This window comes from Kosakonia sp. H02, from assembly GCA_030704225.1.
Taxonomy (GTDB): Bacteria; Pseudomonadota; Gammaproteobacteria; order Enterobacterales; family Enterobacteriaceae; genus Kosakonia.
In genome coordinates, this window is record CP131915.1 from 3,789,769 (window position 1) to 3,809,965 (window position 20,197).

The 20,197-nt window shown below is 56.2% G+C and carries 17 protein-coding genes; 9 read left to right on the top strand and 8 right to left on the bottom strand.

All coding sequences use genetic code 11. The annotated features are described in order from the left end of the window. The first annotated feature begins 136 nt into the window (after positions 1-136). Positions 137-1,786: a malate dehydrogenase (quinone) gene (mqo, locus tag Q5705_17780; protein WLI76412.1), complete on the top strand. Its 1,650-nt coding sequence runs from the start codon at positions 137-139 to the stop codon at positions 1,784-1,786. Between the two features lie 233 nt (positions 1,787-2,019). After that, complete coding sequence (locus Q5705_17785) at positions 2,020-2,826, top strand: serine protease (protein ID WLI76413.1); 807 nt, start codon at positions 2,020-2,022, stop codon at positions 2,824-2,826. Positions 2,827-2,860: 34 nt separating this feature from the next. Here Q5705_17785 and Q5705_17790 read toward each other — a convergent pair whose 3' ends face one another. Continuing rightward, the gene (locus Q5705_17790; GenBank protein ID WLI76414.1) at positions 2,861-4,627 is read right to left on the bottom strand and encodes a sigma-54-dependent Fis family transcriptional regulator; all 1,767 of its coding nucleotides are present in this window, start codon (positions 4,625-4,627) and stop codon (positions 2,861-2,863) included. 260 nt (positions 4,628-4,887) lie between these two features. On the opposite strand from Q5705_17790, the gene Q5705_17795 reads away from it, so the two are divergent. Together Q5705_17795 and adhP are read left to right on the top strand one after the other, a co-directional pair. Further along, positions 4,888-6,408, top strand: a complete 1,521-nt coding sequence (locus Q5705_17795; GenBank protein ID WLI76415.1) for an aldehyde dehydrogenase family protein — start codon at positions 4,888-4,890, stop codon at positions 6,406-6,408. Positions 6,409-6,434: 26 nt separating this feature from the next. Further along, positions 6,435-7,466, top strand: coding sequence for an alcohol dehydrogenase AdhP (gene adhP / locus Q5705_17800; GenBank protein ID WLI76416.1), 1,032 nt, complete (start codon positions 6,435-6,437; stop codon positions 7,464-7,466). Between the two features lie 44 nt (positions 7,467-7,510). Here adhP and gap read toward each other — a convergent pair whose 3' ends face one another. From gap to Q5705_17825, 5 genes are all read right to left on the bottom strand, one after another. Further along, positions 7,511-8,521, bottom strand: coding sequence for a type I glyceraldehyde-3-phosphate dehydrogenase (gene gap, locus Q5705_17805; GenBank protein WLI76417.1), 1,011 nt, complete (start codon positions 8,519-8,521; stop codon positions 7,511-7,513). 77 nt (positions 8,522-8,598) lie between these two features. Beyond that, entirely contained in the window at positions 8,599-9,579 is a 981-nt protein-coding gene (locus tag Q5705_17810) for a helix-turn-helix domain-containing protein (GenBank protein ID WLI76418.1), read from the bottom strand. 116 nt (positions 9,580-9,695) lie between these two features. Beyond that, positions 9,696-9,827, bottom strand: a complete 132-nt coding sequence (locus Q5705_17815) for a hypothetical protein (GenBank protein WLI76419.1) — start codon at positions 9,825-9,827, stop codon at positions 9,696-9,698. A 306-nt stretch (positions 9,828-10,133) separates the two neighbouring features. After that, entirely contained in the window at positions 10,134-10,631 is a 498-nt protein-coding gene (locus Q5705_17820; GenBank protein ID WLI76420.1) for a ferritin-like domain-containing protein, read from the bottom strand. 104 nt (positions 10,632-10,735) lie between these two features. Beyond that, positions 10,736-10,918 carry a general stress protein gene (locus tag Q5705_17825; GenBank protein WLI76421.1) on the bottom strand — a complete coding sequence of 61 codons (183 nt, stop codon included), beginning with the start codon at positions 10,916-10,918 and terminating at the stop codon, positions 10,736-10,738. 528 nt (positions 10,919-11,446) lie between these two features. On the opposite strand from Q5705_17825, the gene fdhF reads away from it, so the two are divergent. The 5 genes from fdhF (at position 11,447) to Q5705_17850 (ending at position 17,544) form a co-directional block, all read left to right on the top strand. Continuing rightward, positions 11,447-14,419 (top strand): formate dehydrogenase subunit alpha, encoded by a 2,973-nt coding sequence (fdhF, locus tag Q5705_17830; protein WLI76422.1) that lies wholly within the window; start codon positions 11,447-11,449, stop codon positions 14,417-14,419. Then, entirely contained in the window at positions 14,419-14,898 is a 480-nt protein-coding gene (locus tag Q5705_17835) for a DUF1641 domain-containing protein (GenBank protein ID WLI76423.1), read from the top strand. The genes fdhF and Q5705_17835 overlap by 1 nt, the downstream gene beginning before the upstream one ends. After that, positions 14,895-16,277: a cytochrome ubiquinol oxidase subunit I gene (locus Q5705_17840; GenBank protein WLI76424.1), complete on the top strand. Its 1,383-nt coding sequence runs from the start codon at positions 14,895-14,897 to the stop codon at positions 16,275-16,277. Before Q5705_17835 ends, Q5705_17840 begins: the two co-directional genes overlap by 4 nt. Position 16,278: 1 nt before the next feature. After that, positions 16,279-17,265: a cytochrome d ubiquinol oxidase subunit II gene (locus tag Q5705_17845; GenBank protein ID WLI76425.1), complete on the top strand. Its 987-nt coding sequence runs from the start codon at positions 16,279-16,281 to the stop codon at positions 17,263-17,265. Positions 17,266-17,334: 69 nt separating this feature from the next. Beyond that, on the top strand, positions 17,335-17,544 hold the full coding sequence (locus Q5705_17850; protein ID WLI76426.1) for a hypothetical protein: 210 nt from the start codon (positions 17,335-17,337) through the stop codon (positions 17,542-17,544). A gap of 17 nt (positions 17,545-17,561) precedes the next feature. On the opposite strand, the gene Q5705_17855 is transcribed toward Q5705_17850, so the two are convergent. Together Q5705_17855 and katG are read right to left on the bottom strand one after the other, a co-directional pair. Beyond that, on the bottom strand, positions 17,562-17,735 hold the full coding sequence (locus Q5705_17855) for a hypothetical protein (GenBank protein WLI76427.1): 174 nt from the start codon (positions 17,733-17,735) through the stop codon (positions 17,562-17,564). A gap of 53 nt (positions 17,736-17,788) precedes the next feature. Beyond that, on the bottom strand, positions 17,789-19,978 hold the full coding sequence (katG, locus tag Q5705_17860) for a catalase/peroxidase HPI (GenBank protein WLI76428.1): 2,190 nt from the start codon (positions 19,976-19,978) through the stop codon (positions 17,789-17,791). Positions 19,979-20,197 lie beyond the last annotated feature (219 nt).

Genomic DNA, 20,197 nt, shown 5'->3' on the forward strand with positions numbered 1-20,197 from the left:
ACTTTTTTTAATTAAAAAAAGCAGCGAAATAAGGGGGATAAAATTTATTAATTTTGTGAATGATATTTTAAATTAACGTAAAATTGCGTTAATATCCGTTCCCACGAATCACTCGCTGTTATGTAACCTAATAATTATGCCTGCAATCAAAAAGACAATTATTACCCTGAGCGCTGTCGCGATGCTCGTCAGCACTGCGACCAGCGCATGGGCACAAGAGAACCAAAAAACCGATTTCCTGCTGATTGGCGGCGGTATCATGAGCGCCTCCCTCGGCACCTGGCTGCAAGAGCTGCAACCGGAGTGGAAACAGGTGATGGTCGAGAAACTCGATGGTGTCGCACTGGAGTCGTCAAACGGCTGGAATAACGCCGGCACTGGTCACTCTGCCAATATGGAATTGAACTATACGCCGCAGCGTGCAGACGGTTCTATTGATGTCAGCAAGGCGCTGGAAATTAACGAACAGTTTATGATTTCCCGTCAGTTCTGGTCGTCTCAGGTCAAACGCGGCGTGTTGAATAATCCACACGCGTTTATTAATTCCACGCCGCATATGAGCTTTGTGTGGGGCGATAATGTGGATTACCTGGCAAAACGTTATGCTGCGCTGCAACAAACCACGCTTTTCCAGGGAATGAAATTCTCCACCGATCATCAACAAATTAAGCAGTGGGCGCCGCTGGTCATGGAAGGGCGCGATCCGCAGCAGAAAGTGGCGGCGACCTGGACCCCGGTCGGTACCGATGTCAATTACGGTGAAATTACCCGCCAGTTAGTCGGTAGCCTGAAAAAAAGTAAAAACTTTTCCCTGCAAACCTCCTCTGAAGTGACCGATTTTAAACGCAATGCCGATAACTCCTGGCATGTGACGATTAAAGATGTGAAAAGCGGCGATGAGCACACTATCGACGCAAAATATGTCTTTATCGGTGCTGGCGGTGGCGCGCTGAAGTTACTGCAAAAAACCGGCATCCCGGAAGCGGACAACTATGCGGGCTTCCCGGTGGGTGGCTCCTTCCTGATGACGGAAAACCCGGCAATCACCAGCGTGCACCAGCAGAAAGTCTACGGTCAGGCTTCCGTGGGCGCGCCGCCGATGTCCGTTCCGCATATCGATGCGCGTTTTATTGACGGTAAACGCGTGGTGCTGTTCGGGCCGTTCGCAACGTTCTCGACCAAGTTCCTGAAAAACGGCTCCTTCTTTGATCTGTTAAGCACCACGACCACCAGCAACGTTATGCCCATGACCCATGTCGGTCTGGATAACTTTGATCTGGTGAAATACCTGGTCGGCCAGGTGATGCTGAGCGATGACGACCGCTTCGAGGCGCTGAAAGAGTACTATCCGCAAGCGCGTAAAGAGGACTGGAAACTTATCCAGGCCGGTCAGCGCGTACAGATAATCAAAAAAGATGAAGACAAAGGCGGCGTGCTGAAACTTGGCACCGAAGTGGTAGTCGATCAGCCTAAAACCCTCTCGGCGCTGCTGGGCGCATCGCCGGGCGCATCAACCGCCGCCCCGATTGCGCTGAACGTCATCAAGAAGATGTTCCCGGCGCAGTTCAACTCGCCGCAGTGGCAGAGCAAGATCAAAGCGATCGTGCCGAGCTACGGCCAGAAGATGAACGGTAACGTCGCGCTGACGCAGCAAGTCTGGGATGACACTGCCGCCACGCTGCAACTGACTAAGCCGCCGGTCATTCAGATGAAAGACCCGGCGCCTGCTGAAGAACCGGCAGAGCCGAAAACGGAAAACGCGCCTCAGCACGATATGGCGCTGTAAAAGAGAAGGGCGCACTGCGGTGCGCCCTTGTTGCATATATCTCTGCGCATTCGTATTTTGTGAATTAACATCTCGCCATTAATTTGTTGAAGAATATTCCGGGTAACAGGAAAAGTATCTGTATTTACTTCGTTATGTTCGATTCGTATATTTCTCCCGTTTATTTTCTTGTCTGTGCTTGAGTCTGTTCGCAGTTTGTGGTGCAGCATTGATTTTTATTCTGGAGAATATTAATGAAAAAGAAAAAAGTCGCCGCAGCGATGTTCGTTGTGGCCTCGTTATTACCGTTCAGCGTCATTCACTCCGCATCAGCAAGCGAAAGAATGGTCAAAATTGTGAACGGTACACCTGCACAACCGGGTGAGTTCCCTGAATTTATCACTATCAATGACGACAACACGCTCTACGGGCACGTATGCGGCGGCGTGCTGGTCAACGCCCGCTGGGTATTAACCGCAGCGCATTGTGCCGAGGTGTTCGATACCGCGACGGCAAATATTTTAGTCGGTATAGAAAGTTACGAACCGCTAAAAATTAAAGACAGCGTACCTATTGAAAAAGTTGTGGTGCATCCTTCGTATGATCCGTCGACAATGGAAGGCACTGCCAAAAATGATCTCGCGTTAATTAAATTAACCCGCGATGCTAACAGTACAAGTTTCGCTAATCTCACCGGAAATAATATTCATGACGAACCTCCGGCGGCGCTGACGGATATTCCGCTCACCGGTATAGGTTTTGGGGATGATGAAAACGGACTCAGACCGACTGTGCTCTATAAAGGTGATTTAAACGTGCTGGCCGATAACATGTGTATCGACGTGCCCGAGTTCTACCCGCCGACCTATTACGATCCGGCAATGCATATCTGTGCAGGCTATGCCACCGCAGGCGGGGATTCCGGCGGCCCGCTGTTCGCAACCTATAACGGAACGCGCTATGTCGTCGGGCTGGTGTCGCGTGACCTCATTCTGCCTGCGCAGCAATTCACCCGCGTCAGCTACTTCGCTGACTGGATAGCGAAGACCACGGCAGAGTAATCCCTTACCGGGGCAGGTATTGACCTGCTCCTGTTCAGTCAGTTATACGCTGGCGTTTCTCCAGCCGCCGGTAAAGCGTACTGCGGGAAATGCCCAGTTTCTTGGCGGCAAGACTCATATTGCCCTGCGCCTCGGCAATCGCTTGCTGTTCATCGGCGGGTTGGGCGACTGCGGGGCTCTGTACGCACCGCGTTTCACCCGGCAGGCTCGCCAGGCTAATGCAATCGCCATCTTCCGCCAGCGCCATCAATACCCTTAACTGGCTTAACAGTTGCCGCACATTCCCCGGCCACGGACGCCGGGCCAGCGTGGTGACCACCTCGTCGCTGAGCGTCAGGCCGCGAGCGGGCGCGCCAAGCTCATGCCACAGCTTATGGATAAAGCCCTCGACCTGTTGCCATTCACGCAGTGGGGGAATCGTCAGATGAAATTCCTGAATGCGATAGAGCAAGTCCTCGCGAAATGTCCCGGCCTGCACCCGCGCGGCCAGGTCCTGATGGGTGGCGCAAATCAGGGCAAAATTGACATCAACGCTGCTGTTTGCCCCGAGCGGCGTCACTTTTTTCTCCTGCAACACGCGCAACAGGCGGGTTTGCAGCGCGAGCGGCATATCGCCGATTTCATCAAGAAACAGCACGCCGCCATGCGCTTCGCGGCATTTGCCGATATAGCCTTTCGGGCTGGCCCCGGTAAACGCGCCGGGGACATAGCCAAACAGTTCGGATTCAATCAGGTGTTCCGGCAGCGCGGCGCAGTTAATGGCGACAAAATTCCCCGCCTGCCACTGGCTGCGCACATAGAGTTCGCGCGCCAGGTACTCTTTGCCACAGCCGGTTTCGCCGGTGATGCACAGCGCAATGCCCGCATTGACAATGCGCAGCGCTTTCTCTTTTTCCTGCGCCAGATGATCCTGCGCGTGTGGTGCGCCGCGTCCCGGGTAGCGCCGGGAAGGCAAGGTCTGGCGAGCATAATAGCGACGCGTATTGCTGGATTCGAACGCGGTTTCGCCCGCCCGTAAATCAATACCGGGAAACAGGGCGTCAATATCGAGTGCGCCAAACTGGTTCGCCGTCAGGGAAAACTCTTCCATTGCCAGCCGGTTGGCGCCGAGCAGGGTATTGTCCTCGAAAATTAGCAGTAACTCCTGGGCGCTACCCAGCACCGAAGGATCATGATGCACACTTAGCAGCCAGCGATCGGCCCCGAGCGCACTGGTCGCCCAGGCATGCTCAATCTGGCACACCGCACGGCGGATAAGCGTGGCGGCATCACGACGCGGCGCCTGGGCGGGCGTTGAGAGATCCAGCACGCCGGCGATATGTCCGTCCGGGCGAAATACAGGCGCGGCAGAGCAAAACAAGCCTGCGTTACGGCTCAGGAAATGCTCACCGCCGAACACTTCGCAGTGACGTTGTAATGCTAACGCCGTGCCGATGGCATTGGTTCCCCGCGCATGTTCCCCCCACAAATTGCCGGGCGAAAGCGCATAGCGCTGCGCTTTATGCAGAAAATCGCGGTTGCCGTAGGTATCAAGCACCAGGCCGGTGGCATCGGACATCACCATAATGGATGGATGGCTGGAAAGCGCGGGGCGCAGGCGGGCCAGCAGCGGCGCAACCAGCTGGCTCACCCAGCCATTTTCGGCGCGGGCATCATTAAGCATCGAAGAGGCGACCCAGGGCTGCGCGTCATCGTCCCGCGTTAATCCATAACGTGAACTGCGCTGCCAGGAATCTTCCAGTTGATGCGGCAGGCTCGCCTGAGTGGCGCGGGGGGACAACGATCGGGCGCGTGGCGGCATGTTACTCTCCGATAATTGAAATGTTACATTTGTGTATCACATGAGTGTCCCGCATGTAGCGACATGCGACACACTTCGCGCAATCAACGGCACTTTTTTTACCGCTGCGCTGACTTACAGATTTTTAATTTGCTGATTTTCCTTCGCTTAATGTTAAATCTCTTTCCCCGGGCCAGCCTGGCATAAGAACTGCTTATATCCCTCTGTCCGCCCCTGCGCGAGACGCCTCACCTGTACCGATAATAAAAGAGGAACATCTTATGAAATACGTCCACCCTGGCCTTGCTGGCGCAAAAGTGTCGTTCAAACCGCGTTATGGCAACTATATTGGCGGTGAATTTGTTGACCCGGTTGAGGGGCGTTGGTTTACCAATACCTCGCCGGTCACCGGACAGGTGATCGCCGAGTTCCCGCGTTCAAACGCGGCAGATATCGACAAGGCGCTGGACGCTGCCCACGCCGCCGCCGATAGCTGGGGCAAAACCAGCGCGCAGGATCGCGCCAATGTGCTGCTGAAAATTGCCGATCGTATTGAGGCCAACCTCGAACTGCTGGCATTAACGGAAACCTGGGACAACGGCAAACCGATCCGCGAAACGCTCGGCGCCGACATTCCGCTGGCGGTCGATCATTTTCGCTATTTTGCTGGCTGTCTGCGGGCGCAAGAGGGCACGGCGGCCGAGATCGACAGCAACACCGTCGCCTATCACATTTACGAGCCGCTGGGGGTGGTTGGGCAGATAATCCCGTGGAACTTCCCGATCCTGATGGCGGCCTGGAAGCTGGGCCCGGCGCTGGCGGCGGGTAACTGCGTGGTATTGAAACCGGCTGAGCAAACGCCGCTGGGTATTTGTGTGCTGATGGAATTAATTGGCGATCTGCTGCCAAAAGGCGTGCTGAATGTGGTGCACGGTTTCGGCACCGAAGCGGGCGAACCGCTGGCGCGCAGCAAACGCATTGAAAAAATCGCCTTCACCGGCTCGACGGCAATTGGCCGCCACATCCTCTCCTGTGCGGCAGAAAACATTATTCCCAGCACTGTCGAACTGGGCGGCAAATCCCCCAACATCTTCTTTGAAGATGTGATGAACGGTGACGCAGAATTTATTGATAAAGCGGTTGAAGGCGCCGTGCTCGGTTTCTTCAACCAGGGCGAAGTCTGTACCTGCCCATCGCGCGTGCTGGTGCAGGAATCCATCTACCCGCAATTTATTGAAAAAGTGATTGCCCGTATGGAAACCATCCGTAAAGGCGACCCCTTTGACACCGAGACCATGATTGGCGCGCAGGCGTCACAAGAGCAGTACGACAAAATCCTCTCTTATATCAACATCGCCCGCGAAGAGGGCGGCGAAATCATTACCGGCGGCGCGCATGTGGAACATGGTGATGCGCTGGAAAATGGCTACTACATCCAACCGACGCTGATCAAAGGCCATAACGGCATGCGCTGCTTCCAGGAGGAGATCTTTGGGCCGGTGATTGGCATCACTACCTTTAAAGACGAAGCGGAAGCGCTGCACATTGCCAATGACACGGAATATGGGCTGGGTGCCGGGCTGTGGACGCTGGATATCAACCGCGCGTGGCGCGTGGGGCGCGCCATCAAAGCCGGTCGCGTCTGGACTAACTGCTACCACCTCTATCCGGCACATGCCGCGTTTGGGGGTTACAAAAACTCGGGCGTCGGGCGTGAAACCCACAAACTGGCGCTGAGCCACTACCAGCAGATCAAAAACCTGCTGGTGAGCTATAGCGGTTCGCCGCTGGGTCTGTACTGATTTTCCATCAGGATGAAGGAGATATTATGCAACTGAAAACCATGAAAGCCGCCGTTGTGAAGGCGTTTGGCGAACCGCTGGTGATTGAAGAGGTGATGGTGCCCGCTGTTGAGCCGGGCAAAATCCTCGTCAAGATTGAAGCCACCGGCGTCTGCCACACGGATTTGCATGCGGCGGAAGGCGACTGGCCGGTCAAACCGAACCCGCCGTTTATTCCCGGTCACGAAGGTGTCGGGCATGTGGTGGCGGTTGGCGCGGGCGTCACGCACGTGAAAGAGGGCGATCGCGTCGGTGTGCCGTGGCTTTATTCAGCCTGCGGCTACTGCGAGCACTGTCTCGGCGGCTGGGAAACGCTGTGCCATTCGCAGCAAAACTCTGGCTATTCAGTTAACGGCAGCTTTGCGCAATATTGCCTGGCGGATGCCAATTATGTCGGCATCCTGCCGGACAATATCGGCTTCAATGAAATTGCGCCGATTCTGTGCGCCGGTGTCACCGTTTATAAAGGGCTGAAGATGACCGAAGCCCGCGCCGGGCAGTGGGTGGTTATCTCCGGGATTGGCGGGCTGGGACACCTGGCTATTCAGTACGCGGTGGCGATGGGGATGAACGTCGCGGCGGTGGATATCGACGACGACAAACTGGCCTTTGCCCGTCGCCTGGGGGCATCGGTCACCGTCAACGCGCGGGAAGAGGATCCCGGCACGCGTTTTCACGCCGAGTTTGGCGGCGCGCACGGTGTGCTGGTTACAGCGGTCTCGCCGAAGGCCTTCGAGCAGGCAACCACCATGATGCGCCGGGGCGGGACAATGGTGCTCAACGGCCTGCCGCCGGGGACATTTGACCTGTCGATTTTCAACATGGTGCTGGATGGCATCACTGTGCGCGGGTCGATTGTTGGCACGCGCAAGGACTTGCAGGAAGCGCTGGATTTTGCCGGGCGCAACAAAGTCCATGCCGAGATTTCCGTTGAGCCGCTGGGAAATATCAACGCCATTTTCGACCGTATGCGCGCCGGGAAAATCACCGGCAGAGTGGTAGTGGATATGTCGATGTAATAAAAAACCCGGCAGACGCTGGCCTGCCGGGTTTTGAGGAAGGGTTACAACCCGCGTTTCGCCATCAGCGTTGTCAGGTCAACCAGGCGGTTGGAGAATCCCCATTCGTTATCGTACCAGGCAAGGATTTTCACCAGCTTGCCGCCAATGACCAGCGTGGAAAGCCCGTCGATAATCGAGGAGCGCGGGTCACCCTGGTAATCGCTGGAGACCAGCGGCTCATCGCTGTACCCCAAAATGCCTTTCAGCGGCCCATTGGTCGCGGCTTCGCGGAATGCCGCATTCACTTCATCCACCGTGACATCGCGTTTCAGCGTTACGGTGAGGTCAACAATCGACACCACCGGGACCGGCACGCGCAATGAATACCCGGTCAGCCGACCATCCAGTTCCGGGATAACTTTGCCCAGCGCTTTCGCCGCGCCGCTGGAGTAGGGCACGATAGAGAGTGCGGCTGCACGCGCGCCGCGCAAATCTTTTTCCGGCTGATCGTGCAGCGCCTGGCTATTGGTGTAGGCGTGGGTGGTGTTCATCAGCCCGTGCTCAATGCCAAACTGCTGATGCAGCACCTGCGCGGCAGGCGCCAGGCCATTAGTGGTGCAACTGCCGTTACTCACCACAAAGTGGCGCTGCGGATCGTATTGCTGGTCGTTCACGCCGAGCACAATGGTCAAATCTTCATTTTTGCCAGGGGCGGAGATAATCACGCGTTTCGCGCCGCCGCTATTGATGTGGACGGCGGCTTTTTCCCGGTCGGTAAAAAAGCCCGTCGCTTCAATCACAATCTCCACGCCCGCGTCGCGCCAGGGAATATTGGCCGGGTCGCGCTCGCTAAACACCCGTACTGCGTTACCGTCGACAAACAACTGACCTTCGCCCGCTTCCACCGGCACGGGCAGCGTCCCCAGCAGGGAGTCGTGTTTAAGCAAATGCGCGAGGGTTTTACTGTCTGTCAGATCGTTAATCGCCACGATCTGCATCTCGTTATTACCCAGTGCCGCACGTAATACATTGCGCCCGATGCGGCCAAAACCATTAATGCCGACCTTCACCATGATGCTCTCCTTCAGTAGGTATCTGCCTTTACTGTAGGATTGGCGCGGTTTGGCGTAAATGACAAATAAGGATCACTTTACGCCATTTTGCGGCAGTGGAAGCGCTGGCGGTACTCGCCGGGCGTCAGATGCAACTGGCGCTCGAAGGTGCGCCGCAGATTAATGCTGCTGCCAAAGCCGGTGAGGGTGGCGATACGCTCCAGCGTGTCGTTGGTTTGCTCAAGCCTGTCGCGCGCGGCGGCCAGGCGTGCTTCAGCAACATAACGCGCCGGGGGCGCGCCGGTTTCCCGGGTAAAGACGCGGGTGAAATTGCGCGGGCTCATGGCAACACGGGCGGCGAGTTTTTCGACGGATAAATCGTCAGCCAGGTTTTCCTGGATCCAGCCCTGCAAATCACTGATCGGCCCGATACCGCTGGCCTGCTGTAAATGGTAGCGGCTGAACTGCAACTGCCCGCCGGGGCGGCGCAGGTACATCACCAGATCCTGGGCGACATCGCGGGCGAGGGTAAAACCATAATCCTCTTCCACTAACGCCAGCGTCAGGTCGAAGCCAGAGCTGACGCCGCCTGAGGTCCACACCGGGCCATCCTGAATATAGAGTGGGCCAGCTTCAACGTGAATGTCAGGAAAGCGCGTCTGCATGGTTTCCAGCAGCCGCCAGTGAGTGGTGGCGCGTCGGCCATTGAGCAGCCCGGTTTGCGCCAGCAGCATCGCGCCGCCGCAAATCGACACCACGCGGCGGGCGTGAGGGGCGGCAAGATGCAACCAGTCCACCACGGCAGTGCCTTCGTCCTCGTTGATTCCGCGACCGGTAATCATAATGGTGTCCCAGGGCTTGCGCGGATCGATTTCCGGCAGGCGATGGTCGGCCAGCAAGTTTAAGCCGGACTGCCCGTGGATTACCTGCCAGGGCTGCGGCGTGGCGAGACTTATCTGGTAACGCGGTTCGGGTGAGCCATTTGGGTGCAGACGATTGGCCTGCATCAGGATGTCGGCGATACCGGCAGCTTCGAACAGCATGCCGCCATCGGGTACTATTATCAGGAATGTTTTCATGTCCTGAAAAGTACGCTTATTACAATATAAGTCAACTGGCGGCGATAAAAATGCCCGACGCATCCACGCCGGGCAAGTAACGCAAGGCACATAACGGAGAGGGTATTTACCCTCTGTTATTCACTACGTCTATCGACTTGTTTACGATCTGCCATCATCTTGACCGGCACAAAGGGTTTTTCCAGTCTTGCGCGTTCGAACTCATCCAGAACCTGCCAGCCTAAATCGGCGCTGGTTCTTGAGTTCATGCGGACATTCCTTACACGTTTCAGATTCTGTTGCATATCTGTATCCTTCTTTGTCCCATCGCCGCTATTTTCTGGCGCCTTTTCAGACGCCGGTTTTGATATTTCACGAGGCTAACGAGTTACCACTACGTTATTTGCACCCGTGTATCAATTAAATAGCGGAAATATTTACCTTTAATGCTCGATAATTATCGCTACGCTTCGCTATGGCAAGTATCACGTAACAAGTCAGGATAATTCTCTTCGTATCTATCAGCATAACCTTATGCAACGAAAAGAAATTATCAGCAACAACGTAGCGGTAACTTATTCAACCTCTGCTTTCTGATTAATTTTGCTGGTAGCAATTTTGGTCAGTAAGTTATCCGTATTCTTTTCTTCTTCCAGCGTTTGCGCCAGAAGTTGGCCAGCTTTGTTATAGCCTAATTGTTTCGCGAGCGTGCAAAGCGTACCGTAAGAGGCAATTTCGTAATGCTCGACTTTTTGCGCAGCGGCAATCAGGCCAGCATCACGTACGGTGCCTTTTTCGCTCGCTTCAATAACTTCATTGGCTTCATCGACCAGGCCTTCCATCGCATGGCATTTCATACGTTTCAGCTTGACGTTAGACTCGGCTTCAAGCAGCTGATCGATGCGTTCAATCTGTCCCTGGGTCTCTTCCAGATGCTGTTTGAATGCCTGCACCAGTTCGGGGGTAGAAGCTTCACGCGCCAGCTTCGCGAGTGCGCGAGCCAGTTGCTTCTCTGCACTGTAAATGTCCGACAGCCCATGAATGAAGAGATCGTTTAGCGTGTTAATCTGCATAATATCCACCCAATAATAGCGTTAAAAATAGCGAGCCATTTCTGACTCGCCAGTCATTTACTTATTTAAAATAGAAGCGGTGATATCCAAATCACAACAATATATTAATTGCCGGATTTACGGCCGCCGCTGTGGCTATTCTGGCCGCCTTTTTTCCCCGCTTCGGAAGCACGCTGTGGATCATTTTTAAAATTACCACCGCTATGTTGACCGCCTTTGCGGCCTGCTTCTGATGCCTTATCACGATCTTCGGCGAAATTACCTGAGCCACCACGATGTTCAGCCATAATATTTCTCCTGTTTCGTTGTTTCAATTAACGACATTTAATTAAGTCAATGTCGCCGGCGTTCGTAATTAAATTTAGACGCTGGCTGGAAATAGTCAAACGGCACGTCAAATCGCAAATATTAATGCTTTGTAAGTAGTTGTGTTTAATTTAACTGAGGGGGTTATTTGAAAGGTATCTTTAAAATAAATAACTTAGCGGCAGTTAGATAAAAATAAAATAATCACGTGAGTTATCATCAGGTGATTTCGCTCACAAAATGGCGCAAAACGCGCTTTTTTTGACATAAATTTACCTTTGGGAGAGTGGATATATCATTTTTTCTTATGGTTTTAAGAGGAATCTTAAAACCGGAGAGGAATAGTCACTGGCCGGTTGGCTCAGCGGGGCGGCGGGGTCTACTTTTAAACTTCATAACGGATACGGCACCCGAAACAGGGGCGACGTTACGATGCCGTTCACCTGAACCAGGCACCGTATCGACGCACCGGGAGTGCACGTACAGCACTTTTTTGGTGAGGAAGTAACATGAGCCTGCAAAAATGTACTGTCATCTATGACGGTAAGCCTTTGATTGGCCTGGCGGATATGCCACTGATCCCGTTTCTTGAGAGTTGTAACATTACGCTGCCCCATGTCTGTTACCACGAGGCACTGGATCCGTTGAAAACCTGCGATGTTTGCTGGGTGGAGATGGACGGCGAACTGGTGCGCGGCTGCACGTTGCGCAGCCGCGAGGGCCTTGTCATCAACTCGTTAAGCGAGCCTGCCCGCGCCGCGCGTGAAGAGGGGATGGACAGGTTGCTGGCGAAACATGAGCTGTATTGCACTGTGTGCGAACACAATACCGGCGACTGTACGTTGCATAACACCGCCGTTGATATGCACATTCCGATCCAGCGCTACCCTTATCAGCGCAAGCCCTATGTTAAAGATCACTCCAACCCGTTTTATACCTACGACCCGGATCAGTGCATTCTCTGTGGTCGCTGTGTCGATGCCTGCCAGAATGTTGAAGTTAACGAGACGCTGAGCATCGACTACACCATGGAGCACCCACGCGTGCTGTGGGACGGCGGCAACCAGATTGCCGGTTCAAGCTGCGTAAGCTGCGGCCACTGTGTTACGGTTTGCCCCTGCAATGCGTTGATGGAAAAGAGCATGCAGCCCGATGCCGGGCCATTTACCTCGATGCGTCAGTCCCTGAAACGCCCGCTCATCGACATCATCAAAACCCTCGAAAATTCCACCGGCGCGGAAGTTATCTCCGGCATTTCGGTTATCGACACCCATTTGCGCCAGCAGGAGATCAAACGCACCAAAACCGTCTGTACCTATTGCGGCGTCGGCTGCACGTTTGAAATGTGGACCCGCGATCGCCACCTGTTAAAAGTGCAGCCGCATGTCGACGCGCCGGTCAACAGCATCTCGACCTGCGTGAAAGGCAAATTCGCCTGGGATTTTATTAATAGCCCGCAGCGACTGACCACGCCGCTTATCCGCGAAAACGATCGTTTCCGCCCGGCAAGCTGGGAAGAGGCGCTCAGCCTTGTGGCGAAGCGGTTGCTGGAAACTCGCGACCGCTATGGCTCCGACAGCATCGGTTTTATCGGCTCAAGCAAAGGCAGCAACGAAGAAGCCTATCTGACGCAGAAAATTGCCCGCGCCATCCTTGGCACCAACAGCGTTGATAACTCCTCGCGCTACTGCCAGAACCCGGCGACAGAAGGGCTGTTTCGCACCGTGGGTTACGGCGGCGATGCCGGAACCATTGCCGATTTAACCAAAGCCGATTTGGTGGTGATAGTCGGCAGCAACACCGCCGAAAACCATCCCGTTATCGCTTCACGCCTGAAAGCCGCTAAAAAGCATCACGGGCAGAAATGGCTGGTGGTGGATCCGCGCCGCCATGAAATGGCCGAACGCGCCGATCTCCATTTACGCATTCACCCCGGTAGCGATCTGGCATGGGCCAGCGCCATGTCGCGCTATATGTTCGACAACGGCTATGCCGACGAAGCCTTCCTCGCTAATCGCGTTAACAAAGTCGACGAGTATCGCCAGTCGCTGGCTCCATTTACGCTGGATTACGCCGCGCAGATCACCGGCCTTGATACGGACGAGTTAACCCGCGCAGCCGAAATGATCGGCCTGGCGGGCAGTGTTTGTATCATCTGGGCGATGGGCATTACTCAGCACAGCCACGGGGCCGATACCAGCACTGCGCTCTCCAATTTGCTGCTGGTGACCGGCAACTACGGGCGACCCGGCACCGGCGGTTACCCGATGCGCGGCCACAACAATGTGCAGGGCGCGAGTGATTTTGGCTGCCTGAAAAATTTCTATCCCGGTTATGAATCCGTTAGCGACCCGAAGGTGCGGGAGAAGTGGGCGAAAGCCTGGGGCGTGCCCGCCGAGCGCCTCTCGCTGAAAGTAGGACAGGACAACTTTATGATGGTGGAAATGGCGCGTAGCGATCAGATCCGCGCCATGTATGTGATTGGCGAAGAGACCGCCTTTTCTGACGCCGATGCCCGCAACGTGCATGAAGGCTTTACCAACCTCGATTTCCTGGTGGTGCAGGATATTTTCCTCAGCCGCACGGCGCAGTTCGCCGATGTGGTGTTACCTGGCTGTCCGAGCGTGGAAAAAGAGGGCACTTTTGTGAACACCGAGCGGCGTATTCAACGCTTCTACCCGGTGATGGAGCCGCTCGGCGACAGCCGCCCGGACTGGCTAATCCTCACCCAGCTTGCCGCGTATATGGGCCACGACTGGGGCTACCGCCATCCGCAGGAGATCATGGCGGAGGCGGCCAGCATTGCCGACAGTTTCGCTGGCGTCAGTTATCAGCGCCTGGAGGGATGGAAATCGCAAATCTGGCCGGTCAACGCTGATGGCAGCAGCACACCGCTGCTTTATACCGAGCGTTTTAAATCCCCCGATGGCCGCGCCTCGCTCTATCCGCTGAGCTGGCAGCCACCCGCCGAAGAGGCGGATGCGCTCTACGATTTGCTGCTCAACAATGGCCGGATGCTGGAACATTTTCAGTCGACCAACCAGAGCGGCCAGGGCGGGCGCACCACCAGCCTGTCGCCAAACTGGTTTGTTGAAATTAGCCCGGAGCTGGCAACCGCCCGCAGCTTGCAGGAAGGCGACTGGGTAAAACTGATCTCCCGGCGCGGGGAAGTGGAGGTGCCGGTCGTTATCACCGAACGTGTGGCGGGCAAGGTGCTGTTTATCTCCATCCATCAGGGCAAAGATGGCATCAACAGGTTAACCGGTGAGCACCACGATCCGCAGGTCAACACCCCGGCCTATAAAGAGCTGGCGGTACGCCTTGAACCCGTTGATCGTCCGCCGCTTCCCGACCCGCTGCCGAAACATAACTTTCGTCACGGTAAACGCACACCCATCGCCAGGGTGCCCGTGGAAGAGAAATGGCGGCGCGACGATTACCGCGAACCGCCGGAAACCGAACCCCACCCGGAGAAATTTTGATGGCTAAAGCGATTGATTATCAGCCGGAACCGGCAAAAATCGGCCCCGATGCGCACGAGGAACTGGAGCGTTTACTGGAAACGCTGCACCAACATGGCGTGCTGCGCCTGGCGAACGACCTGGTGGCGGCCAATAACGAGGTGGCGCAGGTGCTGGTCAAAGGCTTGCAGCGCGAAGGTACGCTCAATGTGCTGCAAAATATCTCGGTGTTGTTGATGGCGCTCTCCAGCGTGCCGCCGGACAAAATGTACAAACTGGCGTTTGGCCTGCGCGATATGGCCGATGCCTTCAGCCAGCCGCCGTCGCAAAGTGAGCAGAAAGCGCCGGGGGGGCGCGGAGTGTGGAAGATGTTGCACGACGATGAGCTCTGGGGGGCGCTGCAACCGCTGTTGCAGGGTCTGAAAGCCTTCTCCCGACGCATGGATGAGCCGGTAGACAAACCCATCTCAGCCTGGACGGGCAAGCCCAGCGACGCATGATGAGCGAGGAATTCACTTTATTGCTGGCGCGCGGCCAGTTTGCCTTCACCATCGGTTTTCATATCGTGCTGGCGGCGTTCACCATTGGCCTGGCGCAGTTCCTCATGTTCCTTGAAGGCATGTGGCTGTGGCGCAAACAGCAAATCTGGCTCTCGCTCTGGCGCTACTGGAGCAAAATCTTTGCGCTGAATGTGGCGGTTGGCGTGGTCACCGGCGTGGTGATGGAGTTTGCTTTCGGCACTAACTGGAGCGGTCTTGCCAGCCGCGCCGGGTCGGTGCTCGGGCCGATGATGTATATGGAAGTGCTGGTGGCGTTTTTCCTCGAAGCGGGGTTTATGGGCGTGGTGCTGTTTGGTATGGGCAAAGTGCGCCCGTGGGTGCACTTTTTAGCCACCTGCATTGTCGCGCTTGGCTCGTTTATCAGCGCCTTCTGGATCCTCGCCGCCAACTCATGGATGCAAACCCCGGATGGCTTTAGCCTCGCGGCGGACGGGCGCGTGATCCCTGTCGACTGGTGGGCGGCGATTATCAACCCCTCGTTTCCCTGGCGCATGGCGCACATGGTGGTCGCGGCGATGCTCGGCACGGCCTGCCTGGTGGCGGCCTGCGGCGCATGGCATCTGCTGCGCGATGCCCGGCAACTGCCCGCGCGCAAAATGTTCTCTCTCGGCCTGTGGATGCTGGTGTTGCTGGCACCGGTACAGGTGGTGCTTGGCGATCTGCATGGCGAAAACACCCGCGATTATCAGCCGATTAAACTGGCGGCGATGGAAGGCGCATGGGATCCGCCGCCCGCAGGCGAGGGTGAGCCGCTGCGCCTGTTCGCGCTACCGGATATGCAGCAGCGGCGTAATCTCTATGAAGTGGCGATCCCCAATATCGGCTCGCTCTATTTGCGACACAATCTTGAAGGCCGCATCCATACCCTGAACCAGTATCCGCCGGAGGATCTGCCCTGGGTCCCGGCGGTGTTCTGGTCTTTTCGCGTGATGGTCGGTCTTGGCATTCTGATGGTGGCGGCGGGCATCGCCGGGCTGGTGGTGCGCCTGCGCGGGCGGTTATGGCAGGCCCGCTGGTTGCAACGCTGGATGGTGCTGATGGCACCGGCCGGTTTTGTCGCCATGCTGGCCGGTTGGCTGGTCACCGAAACCGGCCGTCAGCCGTGGACAATCTACGGCTTACTGCGCACTTCCGAAAGCGCTTCGCCCGTCGCCGGGCAGCTCGTGCTCGGGTCGCTTGCCGTGACGGTGCTGGTTTATCTTGTGCTTTTTTCGCTCGGGCTGTGGTTTTTGCTGCGCCTGATGTCACGCTTGCCCACGCCTGATGAAGAGGGCGCGGAGCCGGAAGTGGCAAAACGCAGTGGGAACGGGGAGGCATAACATGCAGGCGATAGTGGGTTTACCCTGGTTGCATACCCTTTCTGCCGCCGCGCTGGCGGGCAGTTTGTTGATTTACGTGCTGCTCGATGGCACCGATTTGGGCGCGGGCATCCTGAGCGGGTTTCAGCGCAGCCCCGAAGGGCGGCATATTATCAATCTTTCGTTGTTACCGGTGTGGGACGGCAACGAAACCTGGCTGGTCCTGACGGTGGGCGGCCTGCTGGGGCTGTTTCCGCTGGCGTATGCCATTGTGCTGAGCGCGCTCTACGTTCCGCTGTTTGTCATGCTGCTGGCGCTGGTGGTGCGCGGCATGGCAATTGAATATCGCCCCCACGCGCCACGGTTGTTCGATGGGATGTTGTTTGGCGGATCGCTACTGGCGGCGCTGGCGCAGGGCGTACTGGTCGGGACATTGTTGCAGGGGATCAGCACCGACGGCCAGCAATTTACCGGCAGCGGCTTCGAATGGCTGCGGCCATTTCCGCTCTACTGCGGCGTGGCGCTGGCCGTGGGCTACGCGATGATGGGCGCGGGCTGGTTAGTCTGGCGCTGCACCGGTGCGCTGCAAAACTGGGGGCGGCGTATACTGCCGTGGCTCGCCCTGCTTACTGCGTTGCTGGCTGCGGGGTTAGTTATCTGGAGCGCGCTGTTGCAGGAGACCTGGCGCCAGCATTTACTTAACCCGTGGTTGTGGTTGCCGCCCGGCGTGGGGGCGCTTCTGGGTGGGGGCGTGTTGTTTGTTGGCCTTGCGGGGCGACGCTCATTTATGCCGCTGGTCGGGGTATTGATAGGGGTTGTTTGCGCCTTCAGTCTGCTGGTGTTAACGCTTTTCCCGTGGATTGTGCCGCCGGTGTTATCCATCAGCCAGGCCGCCGCGCCGCCCGCGACACAAAAATTTTTACTTTTAAGTTTCGCGCTCCTGGTGCCGGTGACGCTGTTATACAACACGTGGGGTTTTCGTTTGTTCAGTGGAAAAATAGTCGGATAGTTTTTAAAAACCGGTCTATAAGAATAGTGGCAACACTGTTATTAAACAGCACTGCACGGAGACGCTTCTATGTCCAGAGCAAAAGCTTACAACCTGAAGCAGGCGTATCAGATGATAACCTCAGGCAAGCATCAACAAGTTGAGCTGGCCTTTGATGTCGATGCCGATACATTTTTTATGTTAACGACTAACTATGGTCTGAGCGGGGCAAAGATTGACCGCCACGATAACCATTTTGTGCTCACCCTTGAGCAAGAAGCCTCGTCAGCCTCTGGCTGAGAAATCGTTTTTAACTGTCATACCGGCGTTACATTTCTCCCTTTTAATAGCGGCGAGCCTGCCACTGTTAGTGCTTCATCCGGTGTGGCTTCATGTGGTGTTACCCTGATTTTTAGCGGCGCTTTTGCCGCTGGACAAAACTCGTTATCAAAACACTTTCCCGGCAGCGCCGGGTTTTTTTTATCCGCCATAAAAAAGCCTGCGGGCCTTTTCAGGCGTCGCAGGCCAGGTAAGCCAGAAGCGACTACAGCAGGTCGAAACGATCCAGATTCATCACTTTCGTCCAGGCAGCAACAAAGTCGGTGACAAATTTCTCTTTGCCATCGGCGCTGGCATAGACTTCTGCCAGGGCGCGCAGCACCGAGTTGGAGCCAAACACCAGATCGGCGCGGGTCGCGGTGTATTTCACTTCACCGCTGCGGCGATCGCGGCCTTCGAACAGCTCGGCTTTCTCGTCCGTTGCTTTCCATGCGGTGCGCATATCCAGCAGGTTGACGAAGAAATCGGTGTTCAGCACGCCCACGTTGTCGGTAAAGACGCCGTGCAAGCTGCCGTCATAATTCGCGCCCAGCGCCCGCAGGCCGCCCACCAGCGCGGTCATTTCCGGCGCGGTCAGCGTCAGTTGCTGCGCTTTATCAATCAGCAACGTTTCGGTGCTGATGCCGTCCCAGACGCGGCGATAGTTACGGAAACCATCGGCCAGCGGCTCCATTAATGCGAAAGAGTCCACACCGGTCTGATCCTGGCGCGCATCAACACGGCCCGGCGTAAAGGGAACCGTCACCTGCACACCCGCAGCGGCCGCGGCTTTTTCCACGCCCACCACACCGGCCAGCACAATGACGTCTGCCAGCGAGGCTCTGCCGGAAGTTTTCTGGATGCTTTGCAGCGCAGGCAGCACCTTCGCGGCAATGGCGTTCACTTCCCAGTTTTTCTGCGGATCGAGTGCCAGACGCGCACCGTTGGCACCGCCGCGCTTGTCACCGCCACGGAAGGTGGACGCAGACGCCCACGCCACCGACACCAGTTCGCTCACCGACAAACCGGACTCGGCAATCGCCGCTTTCAGGTTAGCGATATCTGCGCCATTGGGTTGATGCACGGCCGCTGGCAGCGGATCCTGCCAAATCAGATCTTCTTTCGGCACTTCCGGGCCAATGTAGCGTGATTTCGGCCCCATATCGCGGTGGGTCAGTTTGAACCAGGCGCGGGCAAAGGCTTCATTAAACGCCTGCGGATCGTTCAGGAAGCGGCGCGAGATTTTCTCGAACTCCGGGTCGAAACGCAGCGTCAGGTCAGTGACCAGCATGGTTGGCTTGCGTTTTTTCGCCGGATCAAACGGGTCCGGGATAACCTCTTCGGCATCTTTGGCTTCGAACTGAATTGCACCACCAGGGCTACGGGTCTGCACCCATTCATAGTTGAACAGGTTCTCGAAGAAGTAGTGGCTCCACTGGGTCGGCGTTTGCGTCCATGCCACTTCCAGCCCGGAAGTAATCGCATCGGCGCCTGCGCCGCTGCCAAATGTGCTGCTCCAGCCTAACCCCTGCGCTTCCAGCGGGGCGGTTTCCGGGTCTGCGCCCACATAGTCCGGTGCGTGAGCCGCGCCGTGGGTTTTACCGAGCGTATGGCCCCCGGCGATCAGCGCCACGGTCTCTTCATCGTTCATGCCCATGTTGCCAAAGGTCGCGCGAATGGCGGCTGCGGCAGAAACCGGCTCGCCGCTGGCGTTTGGCCCTTCCGGGTTAACGTAGATAAGCCCCATTTCCGTTGCGCCGATGGCGGCCTGCGCCAGGCTTTCCGGGTGACGATGGCTCAACCACTCTTTTTCATTACCCCAGTCGATGTCCATATCCGGCTCCCAGACATCTTCCCGGCCTGCGCCGAAACCGAAGGTGCGAAAACCGGCGTTTTCCAGCGCGACGTTACCCGCGAGGATAATCAAATCGCCCCAGGAGATTTGCTGGCCATATTTCTGTTTCACCGGCCACAGCAGGCGACGGGCTTTATCCAGGCTGACGTTATCCGGCCAGGAGTTCAGCGGAGCAAAACGCTGTTGGCCGCGCCCGGAGCCGCCACGCCCGTCAACGGTGCGATACGTCCCCGCACTGTGCCAGGCCATACGAATAAACAGCCCGATATAGCTGCCCCAGTCGGCTGGCCACCACTCCTGAGAATCTGTCAGCACGCCGCGAATATCGGCTTTCAGGGCGCTGTAATCGAGTTTTTTGAATGCTTCGCGGTAATTGAAGTTTTCACCCAGCGGGTTAGAACGGTTGGAGTGTTGGTTCAGCAGATCGACGCGTAGCTGGTTCGGCCACCAGTCACGGTTGGTCATCGGGCCGCCGGGCTTCGGCGTCGGTTTACTGGACGTGTTATGAAAAGGGCACTTCTCAATGGATGAATCACCGGTGAAATCGTCTGACGTGCTCATATCTGGCTCCATTTGCTTGCGTGATGCCGTTACGATATACACTGCTTCTGATAAAAGGTACCTGAATGAATCTACAGATTTGATAGTTAATACCTTTCTAAAAAACAAAAAACGCCGATAAAAATCACATAACCACACCCTCGTTACGCCAACTATCTTATTTCCTGCGCCGCCGCTGCGTTAGCCTTGCCGCCTTTTGGGCATTTCGCTGGCTGTATG